13 protein-coding genes, 1 rRNA gene and 1 riboswitch are annotated in these 15,007 nt (G+C 70.2%); of the genes, 12 read left to right on the plus strand and 2 right to left on the minus strand.

Annotated features, from left to right (window positions below; genetic code table 11):
- The 11 genes from rrf to AC0B9F_RS33005 all read left to right on the plus strand — a co-directional run.
- Window positions 1-91, plus strand: a 5S ribosomal RNA gene (gene rrf, locus AC0B9F_RS32955); the annotation flags it as partial.
- 109 nt (window positions 92-200) lie between these two features.
- Window positions 201-809 (plus strand): CDP-alcohol phosphatidyltransferase family protein, encoded by a 609-nt coding sequence (locus AC0B9F_RS32960; protein ID WP_472008748.1) that lies wholly within the window; start codon window positions 201-203, stop codon window positions 807-809.
- Between the two features lie 117 nt (window positions 810-926).
- Complete coding sequence (locus AC0B9F_RS32965; RefSeq protein ID WP_472008750.1) at window positions 927-3,422, plus strand: sugar phosphate nucleotidyltransferase; 2,496 nt, start codon at window positions 927-929, stop codon at window positions 3,420-3,422.
- Window positions 3,423-3,530: 108 nt separating this feature from the next.
- Window positions 3,531-4,451 carry a DUF881 domain-containing protein gene (locus tag AC0B9F_RS32970; RefSeq protein WP_472008752.1) on the plus strand — a complete coding sequence of 307 codons (921 nt, stop codon included), beginning with the start codon at window positions 3,531-3,533 and terminating at the stop codon, window positions 4,449-4,451.
- On the plus strand, window positions 4,448-4,780 hold the full coding sequence (locus AC0B9F_RS32975; RefSeq protein WP_003988855.1) for a small basic family protein: 333 nt from the start codon (window positions 4,448-4,450) through the stop codon (window positions 4,778-4,780). The genes AC0B9F_RS32970 and AC0B9F_RS32975 overlap by 4 nt, the downstream gene beginning before the upstream one ends.
- 5 nt (window positions 4,781-4,785) lie before the next feature.
- A complete protein-coding gene (locus AC0B9F_RS32980) occupies window positions 4,786-5,661 on the plus strand; it encodes a DUF881 domain-containing protein (RefSeq protein ID WP_472008753.1) in 876 nt (291 codons plus the stop codon).
- Between the two features lie 190 nt (window positions 5,662-5,851).
- Window positions 5,852-6,685 (plus strand): FHA domain-containing protein, encoded by an 834-nt coding sequence (locus tag AC0B9F_RS32985; protein ID WP_472008755.1) that lies wholly within the window; start codon window positions 5,852-5,854, stop codon window positions 6,683-6,685.
- Between the two features lie 43 nt (window positions 6,686-6,728).
- On the plus strand, window positions 6,729-7,466 hold the full coding sequence (gene ftsR / locus AC0B9F_RS32990; RefSeq protein WP_472008756.1) for a transcriptional regulator FtsR: 738 nt from the start codon (window positions 6,729-6,731) through the stop codon (window positions 7,464-7,466).
- Between the two features lie 85 nt (window positions 7,467-7,551).
- On the plus strand, window positions 7,552-8,025 hold the full coding sequence (locus AC0B9F_RS32995; RefSeq protein WP_363265694.1) for a bifunctional nuclease family protein: 474 nt from the start codon (window positions 7,552-7,554) through the stop codon (window positions 8,023-8,025).
- Between the two features lie 273 nt (window positions 8,026-8,298).
- The gene (locus AC0B9F_RS33000) at window positions 8,299-8,982 is read left to right on the plus strand and encodes a MerR family transcriptional regulator (protein WP_472008757.1); all 684 of its coding nucleotides are present in this window, start codon (window positions 8,299-8,301) and stop codon (window positions 8,980-8,982) included.
- A gap of 99 nt (window positions 8,983-9,081) precedes the next feature.
- Window positions 9,082-10,545, plus strand: a complete 1,464-nt coding sequence (locus AC0B9F_RS33005) for a DNA polymerase IV (RefSeq protein ID WP_472008759.1) — start codon at window positions 9,082-9,084, stop codon at window positions 10,543-10,545.
- Between the two features lie 348 nt (window positions 10,546-10,893).
- Here AC0B9F_RS33005 and AC0B9F_RS33010 read toward each other — a convergent pair whose 3' ends face one another.
- The gene (locus tag AC0B9F_RS33010) at window positions 10,894-11,265 is read right to left on the minus strand and encodes a PRC-barrel domain-containing protein (RefSeq protein WP_472008761.1); all 372 of its coding nucleotides are present in this window, start codon (window positions 11,263-11,265) and stop codon (window positions 10,894-10,896) included.
- Window positions 11,266-11,378: 113 nt separating this feature from the next.
- Window positions 11,379-11,474, plus strand: a riboswitch (glycine riboswitch).
- Between the two features lie 175 nt (window positions 11,475-11,649).
- Here AC0B9F_RS33010 and gcvP point away from each other — a divergent pair.
- A complete protein-coding gene (gcvP, locus tag AC0B9F_RS33015; protein WP_472008762.1) occupies window positions 11,650-14,535 on the plus strand; it encodes an aminomethyl-transferring glycine dehydrogenase in 2,886 nt (961 codons plus the stop codon).
- A 49-nt stretch (window positions 14,536-14,584) separates the two neighbouring features.
- Here the strand turns inward: gcvP and AC0B9F_RS33020 are convergent, their stop codons facing one another.
- Window positions 14,585-15,004, minus strand: coding sequence for a TOBE domain-containing protein (locus AC0B9F_RS33020; RefSeq protein WP_472008764.1), 420 nt, complete (start codon window positions 15,002-15,004; stop codon window positions 14,585-14,587).
- Between the last annotated feature and the right edge of the window lie 3 nt (window positions 15,005-15,007).

Below are 15,007 nucleotides of genomic sequence, written 5' to 3' on the forward strand. Positions count from 1 at the left end.
GCCCGGTTACATTCCGAACCCGGAAGCTAAGCCTTACAGCGCCGATGGTACTGCAGGGGGGACCCTGTGGGAGAGTAGGACGCCGCCGAACAATTATTGGAGCTCTGGCTCTTGGGTATACAGCCCAAGAGCCAGAGCTTTTTTGCGTTGAGGTAGGGTCAGGGGGCATCGTTGGCTCATTTTCTACTGGAGGCCCCCGGGTGGAGGTCCAGGAGACTCGTGTTCAGACGGACCGGGTCCTCACCATCCCCAACATCCTCAGCATGGCGCGGCTCGTCGGCGTGCCCGTGTTCCTGTGGCTCATCCTGCGGCCCGAGTTCGGCGGCCCGAAGAGCGACGGCTGGGCACTTCTCGTGCTGGCCCTGAGTGGTGTCAGTGACTATCTGGACGGGAAGCTCGCGCGGCGCTGGAACCAGATCAGCAGCCTCGGCCGGCTGCTCGACCCGGCGGCCGACCGGCTCTATATCCTCTCCACCCTCGTCGGCCTCACCTGGCGCGAGATTCTGCCCCTCTGGTTGACCGCTGTACTGCTCGCGCGCGAGCTGGTTCTCCTGGTGATGGTGGGCATCCTGCGCCGGCACGGCTATCCGCCGCCGCAGGTGAACTTCCTCGGCAAGGCCGCGACCTTCAACCTGATGTACGCCTTCCCGCTGCTGCTGCTCAGTGACGGATCGGGCTGGCTGCCGTCACTCGCTGCTATTTTCGGATGGGCGTTCGCCGGATGGGGTACAACGCTGTACTGGTGGGCAGGAGTCCTCTACGTGGTACAAGTCCGCCGCCTGGTCCGAGCGGATGCCACGGCCGACTGACTCCTCCCGCTGTCGACGGCGACCGCGGTCCCCGATGGCCCGCTCCGGAAAAGTACGGGAGAATCTGGAGGGGAGTAGTCGGCCAGACCGTCGTCTTTAGAGGAGGACGCTTCCGACATGAAGGCCGTCGTGATGGCCGGAGGCGAAGGCACGCGCCTTCGCCCCATGACCTCAAGCATGCCCAAGCCGCTCCTGCCGGTCGCCAACCGACCGATCATGGAGCATGTGCTGCGGCTGCTCAAAAGGCATGGGCTCAATGAGACCGTCGTAACAGTGCAGTTCCTGGCGTCACTGGTCAAGAACTACTTCGGTGACGGTGAAGAGCTCGGCATGGAGCTCACCTATGCCAATGAGGAGAAGCCACTCGGTACCGCCGGAAGTGTCAAGAACGCCGAAGAGGCATTGAAGGACGATGCCTTTCTCGTCATCTCCGGTGACGCACTGACCGACTTCGACCTCACCGAGCTGATCAATTTCCACAAGGAAAAGGGCGCGATGGTCACGGTCTGCCTCACCCGTGTGCCCAATCCGCTGGAATTCGGCATCACCATCGTCGACGAGGAAGGCAAGGTCGAGCGCTTCCTGGAGAAGCCGACCTGGGGCCAGGTCTTCTCGGACACCGTGAACACGGGCATCTACGTCATGGAGCCCGAGGTGTTCAACTACGTCGAGCCCGATGTGCCCGTCGACTGGTCCGGTGACGTCTTCCCGCAGCTCATGAAGGACGGCAAGCCGATCTACGGCTTCGTCGCCGAGGGCTACTGGGAGGACGTCGGCACGCACGAGAGCTATGTGAAGGCGCAGGCCGACGTCCTCGAAGGCAAGGTCGACGTCGACATCGACGGTTTCGAGATCTCGCCGGGCGTGTGGGTCGCGGAGGGCGCCGAAGTGCACCCGGACTCTGTCCTGCGCGGGCCGCTGTACATCGGTGACTACGCCAAGGTGGAAGCCGGCGCCGAGATCCGCGAGCACACCGTGGTGGGCTCCAACGTCGTCGTCAAGAGCGGGGCCTTCCTGCACAAGGCCGTCGTGCACGACAACGTCTACGTCGGGCAGCACAGCAATCTGCGCGGATGTGTCGTGGGCAAGAACACCGACATCATGCGGGCCGCTCGTATCGAGGACGGGGCCGTCATCGGTGACGAGTGCCTGGTCGGCGAAGAATCGATCGTGCAGGGCAATGTGCGGGTCTACCCGTTCAAGACGATCGAGGCCGGTGCCTTCGTCAACCAGTCGGTCATCTGGGAGTCCCGCGGGCAGGCGCACCTCTTCGGGGCCCGAGGTGTCTCCGGCATCCTGAACGTGGAGATCACGCCGGAGCTCGCCGTCAGACTCGCCGGCGCGTACGCCACGACCCTCAAGAAGGGCTCCACGGTCACCACGGCCCGCGACCACTCCCGTGGTGCCCGGGCGCTGAAGCGGGCGGTGATCTCCGCGCTGCAGGCCAGCGCCATGGACGTACGCGACCTGGAGAACGTGCCGCTGCCGGTGGCGCGCCAGCAGACCGCTCGGGGCAGCGCGGGCGGCATCATGATCCGGACGACGCCCGGGGTGCCGGACTCGGTCGACATCATGTTCTTCGACTCGCAGGGCGCCGATCTCTCGCAAGGAGGTCAGCGCAAGCTGGACCGGGTGTTCGCGCGGCAGGAGTACCGGCGCGCGTTCCCCGGTGAGATCGGTGACCTGCACTTCCCGGCCAGCGTCTTCGACTCCTATACGGGCTCGCTGCTGCGGAACGTGGACACGACCGGCATCGCCGAGTCGGGCCTCAAGGTCGTCGTGGACGCCTCCAACGGCAGCGCCGGCCTGGTGCTGCCCAGCCTGCTCGGCAAGCTCGGCGTGGACTCGCTGACGATCAATCCCGGTCTCGACGAGTCCCGGCCCACCGAGACGACGGAGATGCGCCGGGCGGGGCTGGTGCGGCTCGGCGAGATCGTGGCGTCCTCGGGTGCCGCGTTCGGTGTGCGGTTCGACCCGGTCGGCGAGCGGCTGTCGCTGGTCGACGAGAAGGGCCGGATCATCGAGGACGACCGGGCCCTGCTGGTGATGCTCGACCTGATCGCCGCAGAACGGCGCAGCGGCCGGGTGGCGCTTCCGGTGACCACCACGCGGATCGCGGAGCAGGTGGCCGCGTACCACGGCACCCAGGTGGAGTGGACGACCACCTCCCCGGACGACCTGACGCGGGTCGGCGGCGAGGAGGGCACCATCTTCGGTGGTGACGGCAAGGGCGGCTTCATCGTCCCCGAGTTCAGCAGCGTCTACGACGGTACGGCCGCCTTCGTACGGCTGATCGGTCTGGTGGCGCGGACGCAGCTCACGCTCAGCCAGATCGACGCGCGGATTCCGCGGGCACACGTGCTCAAGCGCGATCTGGCGACCCCGTGGGCCGTCAAGGGACTCGTGATGCGGCGGGTCGTCGAGGCGGCCGGAGACCGCTCCGTGGACACCACGGACGGGGTGCGCGTGGTGGAGGCCGACGGGCGCTGGGTGATGGTGCTGCCCGACCCGGCCGAGGCGGTCACCCACCTGTGGGCGGAAGGCCCCGACGACGCCTCCGCGCAGGCCCTGCTGGACGAGTGGGCGGCCGTCGTGGACAGCGCCGGACGGTAACCGCGACCCCACACGCGCGTGCCGGACAAGTACCCCCAACGGGGGCCTGTCCGGCACGCCGGTGGGGCCATTCGGAGGAATCCGTCGCGACGTGCGACGATGTGCGGCATGCCGCAGCAGCCCCCCGTTCGGAGCACTCGTACGCCACCGTCGCGGCCGGACGCGTCCATGTCGCTGCTCACCAACGTCATGGACCACAGCCTCGACGACGGCTATGCGGAGGCCGCCGCCCGTAAGGCGGCGGTCGGCTCGGGGGGCCTGCCGAAGACGCTCAGGGCGAAGCTGGGGCTGGCCGCCGGGCTGGTACTAGCGGCGCTCGTGGTGACCGTCGGCGCCGCACAGGCGCGTGTGGCGGCGCCGGTCGTCGCCAAGGAGCGCCAGGAGCTGATCGACCGGATCGACCGGGAGACGAAGACGGCCGACGACCTCGAGGGCGCCGTCGACAAGCTGCGTGACGACGTGAGCGCACGGCAGCGCGAGGCGCTGAAGACGAGCGGGGGCGGCGACCAGGCGGAACTCGTGGGCGTCCTGTCCGGGGCGAGCGCGGTGCACGGCCCGGGGGTGAAACTGGTCGTCGACGACGCCAAGGAAGCCACTTCGGGCCAGGCCGGCAACCCGCGGGAGACCAGCGGGTTCTCCGACACGGGCCGCGTCCGCGACCGGGACATGCAGCGGGTGGTCAACGGCCTGTGGGCGTCCGGCGCCGAGGCCGTGGCGATCAACGGACAGCGGCTGACGGCACTGTCCGCGATCCGCGCCGCGGGGGACGCGATACTGGTCGACAACAAGCCGTTGGTGCCGCCGTACACGGTGCTGGCGGTGGGGGATGGTGAGCAGCTCAGCACGCGGTTCCAGGACAGCGCGGACGGGCTGTATCTGAACGCCCTGCAGGAGAACTACGGCATCCGTACCAGCATCTCCGTGCAGAGCGACCTCCAGCTGCCCGCCGCACCGAGCGTGATCGTACGTACAGCACAGCCGGACACGGGAAAACCGGACACGGGAAAGACTGAGAAGGGCACATCGTGATCGCCGTACTGGGCCTCGTCGTGGGAGTCGTGGCCGGCCTGTTGGTCCGGCCGGAGGTTCCGGCGGTCGTCGAGCCGTATCTGCCGATCGCCGTCGTGGCGGCGCTGGACGCCGTCTTCGGCGGCCTGCGGGCCATGCTCGACGGCATCTTCGACGACAAGGTCTTCGTGGTGTCGTTCCTGTCGAACGTGGTGGTGGCTGCGCTGATCGTGTTCCTCGGGGACAAGCTGGGCGTGGGCGCGCAGCTCTCCACGGGTGTCGTCGTCGTGCTCGGTATCCGGATCTTCTCCAACGCTGCGGCGATCCGACGGCACGTGTTCCGGGCGTGAGAGCGATGAGCAACGAGGACGAGACACCCGGAAACACCGGAAACAAGGGCGAACAGCCCGGGGTCCCCGAGAATTCACTGCGCCGGGAGCTGCCCGAAGAGGTGCCGGCGCAGGGGCCCAGGGCCGGCGACGGCGCCGGGGCCGCGCCGCGCGGTGAGGCGAGCGGCCGGCAGCGGCTCGTGAAGGGGCTGTGGCCGCCGCGTGTCACGCGGGCCCAACTGATCGTGGCCGTGCTGCTCTTCGGTCTGGGCTTCGGGCTCGCCGTCCAGGTCGCCTCCAACAGCGACAGCGACAGCGCGCTGCGCGGTGCCCGGCAGGAGGATCTTGTCCGGATCCTCGATGAACTCGACGACCGCACCCAGCGTCTTGAGGACGAGAAGCAGGGGCTCGACAAGCAGCGCCAGGAGCTGGAGAGCAGCTCCGACCAGGCCGAGGAGGCCCGCAAGCAGACGGTGGAGAAGGAACGGCAACTGGGCATTCTGGCGGGCACGGTGGCGGCGCAGGGCCCCGGCATCACGATGACCGTCGACGACACGAAGGGGACGGTCCAGGCCGACATGCTGCTCGACGCGATCCAGGAGCTGCGCGCGGCGGGCGCGGAGGCGATCCAGGTGAACGACGTACGGGTGGTGGCCGGTACCTATCTGACGGACTCGGGCAAGAGTGTGAGCGTCGACGGGAACAAGATCACCGCGCCCTATCGTTTCAAGGTCATCGGCAAGCCGCAGGACCTGGAACCGGCGCTCAACATCCCTGGAGGCGTGGTGCAGACCCTGGAGAAGGAGCAGGCCACCGTGACGGTCGAGCGATCGAGCAAGATCGTCGTGGACGCCTTGCGAGCGGCGAAGCAGCCTGACTACGCTCGGTCGTCCTCCCAGTGAACCGGTGGTGCATGCGGGGCGTCGCACGAGGGCATGAGGTTGCGGGGGGTCGGCGCACCGAAGGGGTGGTGCGTGGTGGAAACTGTTTGGTGGATACGGACGTTGTGAGGATGTCCGGGTCGACCGGTGTGTTCAGTCAGGGTTCGTCCTGCCCCACGGGCGGGTCTGTTTCGGTCAAGGGGAATCGCCCGTGAAGTTGTTTGCGAGGTTGTTCGGCAAGAGCGCGCGAGAGGGCAGCGACAGCAACGCGACCGCTCGCCATCGCGCCCAGCCGGAGGAAGAGGCACAGCGTCCGCTGTTCCGGGACCAGGTGGCTGGTCCGGGCGGTGGCATTTCCGGAGGGCAGGGCGCGCCGTCGGTTGACCCTGCCCAGGCCGGCGGCATAGGTTTCGGCCAACCGTCAACCTCAGGTACGGGTGGAGGGTTCTCGTCCGACCCGTACGCGTCCCATGCCCCGGCGGGGCAGCCGCGGCAGGAGGATCCGTCCATGTCGGCCCTGGTGTGCACGAGGTGCGGTCACCGCAACGCGGAGAACAGCCGCTTCTGCAACAACTGCGGCGCGCCGCTGCGTGCGGGGGCGGTGCCGGAGCGCGCCTCCGAGACGACGTCCACGATCTCCATCTCCGGCATCGAGGCCTACGACGCCGAGGTCACCGGTCAGACGCAGCTTCCTGCGCTGTCCCCGGAGGCGCAGGCGGCCGTGGACGCGCTGCCGCTGGGTTCCGCGCTGCTGGTGGTGCGCCGCGGGCCGAACCAGGGCAGCCGCTTCCTGCTGGACGGTGAGCTGACCACGGCCGGCCGTCACCCGCAGAGCGACATCTTCCTGGACGACGTCACGGTCTCGCGGCGCCACGTGGAGTTCCGGCGCAGCCCGGACGGCACGTTCACGGTCGCCGACGTGGGCAGCCTCAACGGCACCTACGTCAACCGTGAGCGCATCGACCAGGTCGCCCTGCACAACGGCGACGAGGTGCAGATCGGCAAGTACCGGCTGGTCTTCTACGCGAGCCAGCGGGGCTACTGACCCTCCCTCGGACTGAGTCCGGGGGCACCCCCAGGGAAGGTCCATGCTTCGAACACCGGGCGGCGGTGCCGGCCACGGCACCGCCGCGGCGGACAGTGGGCTGATGAGCATCGGCACCGTGCTGAACATGCTGCGCGACGAGTTCCCCGAGGTCACCATCTCCAAGATCCGTTTCCTGGAGTCGGAGGGGCTGATCGAGCCGCGGCGGACCCCCTCGGGGTACCGCAAGTTCAGCGCGCAGGACGTCGAGCGCCTCGGCCGGGTGCTGCGGATGCAGCGTGACCACTATCTGCCGCTGAAGGTGATCCGCGAGCACCTGGACGCCCTGGAGCGCGGGGAGAGTGTCCGGCTGCCGACGCTCGGCCGGCAGCGGGACGGCGAGCAGCTGCGTGAGGTGCCCGAGGAACACACCGTGGCCCGCGTCGGCCGTTCCGAGCTGCTGGCCGCTGCCGGGATCGGCGAGCAGGAACTTCAGGAGTGGGAGTCGTACGGCCTGATCGCTCCGCTGGAGGAGGGCCTGTACGACGCCGAGGTGATCACGGTGGCCTCGCTGATCGTCCAGCTCGGCCGGTTCGGGATCGAGCCGCGTCATCTGCGGGTGATGAAGGCCGCCGCCGACCGGGAGGCGGGGCTCGTGGAGCAGGTGGTGGCCCCGCTCAAGCGCCACCGCAACCCGCAGACCAGGGCCCACGCCGAGGACCGGACCAGAGAGCTGGCGGACCTGGCGGTGAAGCTGCACGCGGCGCTGGTGCAGACCGCTCTCGGGGTGCGGCTGCCCTGAGCCGGGCGGGCGCGGGATGTGATGATCGTCCATGCGTTACCGGCTCGACTACCCAAACATCCCGGGCACGGCCTAGGGTTGCTGTGTGAACGAGCTCGATGTCGTAGGTGTCCGGGTCGAAATGCCCTCCAACCAACCGATCGTGCTCCTGCGCGAAGTGGGAGGCGACCGTTACCTCCCCATCTGGATCGGGCCAGGGGAGGCGACGGCGATCGCCTTCGCCCAGCAGGGCATGGCCCCCGCGCGGCCGCTGACCCACGACCTGTTCAAGGACGTGCTGGAGGCCGTCGGCCAGGAACTCACCGAAGTACGCATCACGGACCTGCGTGAGGGCGTCTTCTACGCCGAGCTGGTCTTCGCCAGCGGGGTCGAGGTGAGCGCCCGTCCGTCCGATGCCATAGCGCTGGCGCTGCGCACCGGCACGCCGATCTACGGCAGTGACGCGGTGCTCGACGACGCGGGCATCGCCATTCCGGACGAGCAGGAGGACGAGGTCGAGAAGTTCCGCGAGTTCCTCGACCAGATCTCACCGGAGGACTTCGGGAGCAGCAGCCAGTAGCCCGTGGGAGACGGGGGCCGGCGCGGGCCGGGAGGTCCGGTCCGCGCAGGTCGCGGTACGCGGCGCGGCGGTCGACAATGACGGCATGTGCCGATGGCGCGTGAGAGCGTCCTACGCCCTGTCCCGAGCGCATTCGGCTAGCCTTTCCCCGCGGTGGGGTACGGGAAACCACTCTCAGGGTGATTATCACTCGGCGTGCCGAGTGTGGCGGTCGTTGACGCACCCCTGGTGGCTGCCTACCTTCGAGAAGGCAGGTCGAGGACGGAGGTCGGCGTGGGAAGCAGCGGCGGCGGTTGGGCCGGGGGTGCCCCCGAACGCGGTTTCGGCGGGAGCGGTCCCCTTCCTTCCCCTGGCTCTCGGCTGCGTTCGAGCAGCGGGTGTCCCCATCCCGGCAGTGCGGCCGATCACGCTCCGCAGCGACCGACGGCCGTGCCGAGCGGCGGAGAGGCGACGTCCATGGCGTCCGAGGAGATCGGCTACCGGGGTCCGACGGCCTGCGCGGCCGCCGGGATCACCTACCGGCAACTCGACTACTGGGCCCGCACCGGACTCGTCGAACCGAGCGTGCGCCCGGCCCACGGTTCGGGAACGCAGCGCCTGTACAGCTTCCGGGACGTCGTCGTCCTGAAGATCGTCAAGCGGTTCCTCGACACCGGGGTGTCGCTGCAGAACATCCGCACCGCCGTCCAGCACCTGCGCGAGCGGGGATTCAGCGACCTGGAGCGCATGACGCTGCTCAGCGACGGCGCGACCGTCTACGAGTGCACCTCGCCCGACGAGGTGCACGCCCTCCTGCAGGGCGGGCAGGGCATTTTCGGCATCGCCGTCGGCGTGGTGTGGCGGGATGTGGAGCACGCGCTGTCGCAGCTGCACGGGGAGCGCGTCGACACCGGGGAGACCCTCATCGGGAACAACCCCGCGGACGAGCTGGCGCGGCGGCGCAACCGGGCGGTCTGACCGGGGCCATCGCGCGGGCGGGGCCCGGCCGCGCGGGCGGCGGTGCCGCTCGGCCGCCTGGGAGCGGCGTTGTCAGTGGTGTGGTGCAGGATCGGACATGTGAGGACCGCGCCCACGATTCTGCATCTGGACATGGATGCCTTCTTCGCGTCGGCGGAGCAGGCGTCCAAGCCCAGCCTGCGCGGGAAAGCCGTCGTCGTCGGCGGGCTGGGGCCCCGCGGTGTGGTGGCCACCGCCTCGTACGAGGCGCGGGTGTTCGGGGTCCATTCGGCGATGCCCACGGCCCAGGCCCGGCGGCTGGCGCCGAACGCCGCGTACCTCACGCCGCGCTTCGCCTTCTACCGGGCGATCAGCGAGCAGGTGATGGGGCTGTTGCGGGCGCTGTCGCCGCTGGTGGAGCCGCTCAGCCTGGACGAGGCGTTCGTGGACCTGGAGGCCGGGGGAGTCGCCTGGGACAGCGAGTCGGCACAGCGGGCGGGGCTGAAGCTGCGCGGGGACATCAGGGCGGTCACCGGGCTGACCGGGTCGGTGGGGCTCGCCGCGTCCAAGATGCTCGCCAAGATCGCCTCGGAGCAGGCCAAGCCGGACGGACTGGTGCTGATCGAGCCGGGGACCGAGCGGGCGATGCTCGGGCCGCTGTCGGTGCGGACCCTGCCCGGGGTCGGTCCGGCCACCGGTGACCATCTGCGGCGGTCCGGGATCACCACGGTCGACGAGATCGTGGAGGCCGGTGAGGACGAGCTGGTCCGGCTGCTGGGCAAGGCCCACGGGCACGGTCTGTACGCCATGGCGATGGCGCACGACGAGCGGCCCGTGGTGGCGGAGCGGGAGGCGAAGTCCGTCTCCGTCGAGGACACCTACGACGTGGACATCCACGACCGGCTGCGGATCGGGCTCGAGGTCCAGCGGCTGGCCGAGCGGTGCGTGCGGCGGCTGCGCGCCGCAGGGCTGTCCGGACGGACCATCGTGCTGAAGGTGCGGCGGTACGACTTCTCCACGCTGACCCGGTCGGAGACGCTGCGCGGGCCCACCGACGACCCCGCCGTCGTTCGGGAGGCGGCGCTGCGGCTGCTGGAGGCGGTCGACACGACGGGCGGGGTGCGGCTGCTCGGCGTCGGCGTCAGCGGGCTCGCCGACTACACCCAGGAGGACCTGTTCGCGCAGGCGGCGGGGGAGCGGGAGCGGGCGCGGACGGAGGGCCCGGAGGAGGACGACGCCGCGCACGCGCCGCCGGCGCCGCCGGAGGAACCGGAGCCGGCACAGCGGCCCTGGCTGCCGGGGCACGACGTGCGGCACACCGAGTACGGGCACGGGTGGGTCCAGGGCAGCGGCCTCGGCCGGGTCACGGTCCGTTTCGAGACACCGGACTCTGCCCCGGGCCGGGTCCGGACCTTCCGGACGGACGACCCCGCGCTGGAGCCGACGGAACCCCTGCCCCTCGTACGGCGAAGACCGGGCGAGGGTGGCCTGGCGGGTGCGGAGACCGAGGGATCAGGTGTTGGTGCGCAGCCGTCGGCGGTTGGGTGGGCCGGGCCAGGGGGGCGCCAAGCAGGTGACGGGTAGGTCGAGGCGTCGTCCACTCGTAGCCGAGGGGTGGCAGCCACCCTTGGCAGAGGCTCGGTTCGGGCGGAACGCGCCCGCCCGGGGCCCGGGGCTGGGGGCTTCGGGCATCGACCGGACGTGGTTCCGCTGCGAGCGCCGCCGTACGACGGGGGCGCCCGTAGCCCGGTGCGTGCGGCCCGGTGCGTGCGGGTGCCGGCCGCGGTCGGCAGCGTAGAGGGTTCGCCGGAGGGAAGGGGTGGGACGGGGTGAAAGGCGTAGGGAGCGTGCCGGGCGTCGGCTCGGGCCGGTCCGCCGGGCCGGCCGCCCCGGCGCGGCACGGGCCCGGGCCCGGGCGTCGCGGCGGGTGGGTCAGATCTCGTCCGTGCCGGCCACTTTGCCGAAGTCGTGATCCTGCAGCGGGGGAGGGGCGGCGATGTCGAGGCCGTAGTGGTGGTAGAGCTGGAGTTCCTGTTCCGGGGAGAGGTGGCGGCCCACGCCGAAGTCGGGGGCGTCCTTGATCAGGGCGCGCTCGAAGGGGACGTGCAGCGCGCCCTCGATCAGTTCGCTCGGCTCCAGCGGGACGAAGGCGTCCCGGCTGAACAGGCCCGTTCGTATGGCGGCCCACTCCGGGACGCCCGTCGCGTCGTCGAGGTAGACCTCGTCGACGGTGCCGATCTTCACGCCGCTGCGGTCGAACGCCTTGCGGCCGATCAGGTTGCGCGGATCGATCTCGGTCTGCACGGGCCCTCCACTTGGTCGCAAGACGGTTGTAAGCACTACGAAAGAGCACAATGGTGATGGCGGCCACTCGAAGGCTCCGGCGTCGACCTCGCTGGTAGGCTGACAGCGGCTGCTGACCCCGTGCGGGAGAGTCCTCCAGACATCATCGGAGGCGCCGAAGGAGCAAATCCTCCCCGGAATCTCTCAGGCTCACGTACCGCACGGACGAGGTCACTCTGGAAAGCAGGGCGGGTGTCGACGGCTCCCGCTCTCACCGACGGTGAAAGCCGGGTGCTCTCGGGCGTCCGGTGAAGCTCTCAGGTCGAGATGACAGAGGGGGAGGCCGTCCGGGTACCCGCGCCGTGGTGCCCCTCGAAGGTCGTGTCAGACCAGGAGGCCTCCGCAATGACCGCCCATCGCATTCCGCTTGCCGAGCTCGAGAAGGGGATTCCCTTCGAGCAGCGCCACATCGGGCCCGACCACGAGGCCCGGGCCAAGATGCTCGCCCAGGTCGGGTACGGCTCGCTGGACGAGCTGACCGCCGCCGCGGTGCCGGATGTGATCAAGAACGCCGACGCCCTCGACCTGCCGGACGCCCGCAGTGAGGCCGAGGTGCTCGCCGAGCTGCGCTCCCTGGCCGACCGCAACCAGGTCCTCGGCTCCATGATCGGCCTCGGCTACTACGGCACCTTCACGCCGCCGGTCATCCTGCGCAACGTCATGGAGAACCCGGCCTGGTACACGGCGTACACGCCCTACCAGCCGGAGATCTCCCAGGGCCGTCTCGAGGCGCTGCTCAACTTCCAGACCGTCGTCGCGGACCTGACCGGTCTGCCGACCTCCGGCGCCTCCCTGCTCGACGAGGGCACGGCGGCCGCCGAGGCGATGGCGCTGTCCCTGCGCATGGGCAAGAACAAGAAGGGTCTGTTCCTGGTCGACGCGGACGCGCTGCCGCAGACCGTGGCCGTCATCGAGACCCGGGCCGAGCCGACCGGCGTCGAGGTCGTCGTCGCCGACCTCAGCGAGGGTATTCCGGCCGACATCGCCGCCCGCGAGATCAACGGCGTGCTGCTCCAGTACCCGGGCGCCTCCGGTGCCGTACGCGACCTCAAGCCGGTCATCGACCAGGCGCACGAGCTGGGCGCGCTGGTCACCGTCGCCGCCGACCTGCTGGCGCTGACGCTGCTGAAGTCGCCGGGCGAGCTGGGCGCGGACATCGCGGTCGGCACCACGCAGCGGTTCGGTGTGCCGATGGGCTTCGGCGGCCCGCACGCCGGCTACATGGCCGTGCGGGAGAAGTTCGCGCGCAGCCTGCCCGGGCGGCTCGTGGGCGTGTCCGTGGACGCGGACGGGAACAAGGCCTACCGGCTGGCGCTGCAGACGCGTGAGCAGCACATCCGCCGGGAGAAGGCCACCAGCAACATCTGCACCGCGCAGGTCCTGCTGGCCGTGATGGCCGGCATGTACGCCGTGTACCACGGGCCGGAGGGCCTCAAGGGCATCGCGCGGCGCACGCACCGGTACGCCGCGATCCTCGCCGAGGGCCTGAAGGCCGGCGGCGTCGAGGTCGTGCACGGCGCCTTCTTCGACACCGTCACCGCGCGGGTGCCCGGGCGGGCCGCAGAGGTCGTCGCCGCCGCCCGGGACAACGGGGTCAACCTGCACCTCGTCGACGCCGACCACGTCTCCCTCGCCTGCGACGAGACCACGACCCGCGACCAGCTGGCCGCCGTGTGGAGCGCCTTCGGCGTCGAGGGCGACATCGAGGCGCTGGACGCCTCCGCCGGGGACACGCTGCCGCAGGACCTGCTGCGCGGCGACGTCTACCTGTCCCACCCGGTCTTCCACCAGCACCGCTCCGAGACCGCGATGCTGCGCTACCTGCGCAAGCTGTCCGACCGCGACTACGCGCTCGACCGCGGCATGATCCCGCTGGGCTCCTGCACGATGAAGCTCAACGCGACCACGGAGATGGAGCCGGTCACCTGGCCGGAGTTCGGTCAGCTGCACCCCTTCGCTCCCGCCGAGCAGGCCGAGGGCTACCTCACGCTCATCCACGAGCTGGAGGAGCGTCTCGCCGAGGTCACCGGCTACGACAAGGTCTCGCTGCAGCCGAACGCCGGTTCGCAGGGCGAGCTGGCCGGTCTGCTGGCCGTGCGTGGCTACCACCGCGCCAACGGCGACGACCAGCGCACGATCTGCCTCATCCCGTCCTCCGCGCACGGCACCAACGCCGCGAGCGCCGTGATGGCCGGCATGAAGGTCGTCGTCGTCAAGACCGCCGAGGACGGCGAGATCGACGTCGAGGACCTGCGGGCGAAGATCGAGCAGTACCGCGACGAACTCGCGGTGCTGATGATCACCTACCCGTCGACGCACGGCGTGTTCGAGGAGCACGTCGCCGACATCTGCGCCCAGGTGCACGAGGCCGGCGGCCAGGTCTACGTCGACGGCGCCAACCTCAACGCGCTGGTCGGCGTCGCCAAGCCCGGCCACTTCGGCGGCGACGTCTCCCACCTGAACCTGCACAAGACGTTCTGCATCCCGCACGGCGGCGGCGGTCCCGGCGTCGGCCCGGTCGCGGTCCGCGAGCACCTCGCGCCGTATCTGCCCAACCACCCGCTGCAGCCCGCCGCCGGGCCGGAGACCGGTGTCGGCCCGGTCTCCGCCGCGCCGTGGGGTTCCGCCGGCATCCTGCCCATCTCCTGGGCGTACGTCCGCCTCATGGGCGGCGAGGGCCTGAAGCGGGCCACGCAGGTCGCCGTGCTGTCCGCGAACTACGTCGCCAAGCGCCTCGAGCCGCACTACCCGGTGCTCTACACGGGCCCCGGCGGGCTGGTCGCGCACGAGTGCATCATCGACCTGCGCCCGCTGACCAAGGCGACCGGCGTGAGCGTGGACGACGTCGCCAAGCGGCTCATCGACTACGGCTTCCACGCGCCGACGATGTCCTTCCCGGTGGCCGGCACGCTGATGATCGAGCCGACCGAGTCCGAGGACCTGGCCGAGCTGGACCGGTTCTGCGACGCGATGATCGCCATCCGCGCGGAGATCGAGAAGGTCGGCTCCGGCGAGTGGACCGCGCAGGACAACCCGCTGCGGAACGCCCCGCACACCGCCGGTGCGCTCGGCGGGGAGTGGAAGCACGCCTACAGCCGCGAGGAGGCCGTCTTCCCGGCCGGCGTGTCGGCCGCGGACAAGTACTGGCCGCCGGTGCGCCGGATCGACCAGGCCTTCGGTGACCGCAACCTGGTCTGCTCGTGCCCGCCGCTGGACGCGTACGAGGACTGAGGCACGCTGAGGTGAGTGAGGGCCCCCGCTTCGGGGGCCCTCATCCGTTTCAGGCCGTCGCCACGGCCACCTCGGTGGCCTTGATCAGGGCGACGACGGAGGAGCCCGCCGCCAGGGCGAGGTCGGTGGCGGCGTCCTTGGTGATGGCGGCGGTCAGTTCCGTGTCCTCGACGGCGACCCTGACCGTGGCCATGGCGCCGCCGCTGGTGACGTCGGTGACCGTGCCGGGCAGCTGGTTGCGGATCGACAGGCCCCCGACGGGGCCCGTCGCGAGGGAGACCTCGGTGGACTTGACCAGGGCGCGGACGGGGGAGCCGGGTGCGAGGCCGAGGTCCTCGGCGGCGTCCAGGGTGACGGCGGCGGTGAGTTCGCGGCCGCCCGTCAGCCGGATCCGGACGGTGGCCATCGCCTCGCCGGTCTGGACGGCGGTGACGGTGCCGGAGAGCTGGTTGCGGATGCTCAGGGTCATGGC

Source organism: Streptomyces sp. NPDC097129, from assembly GCF_055668065.1.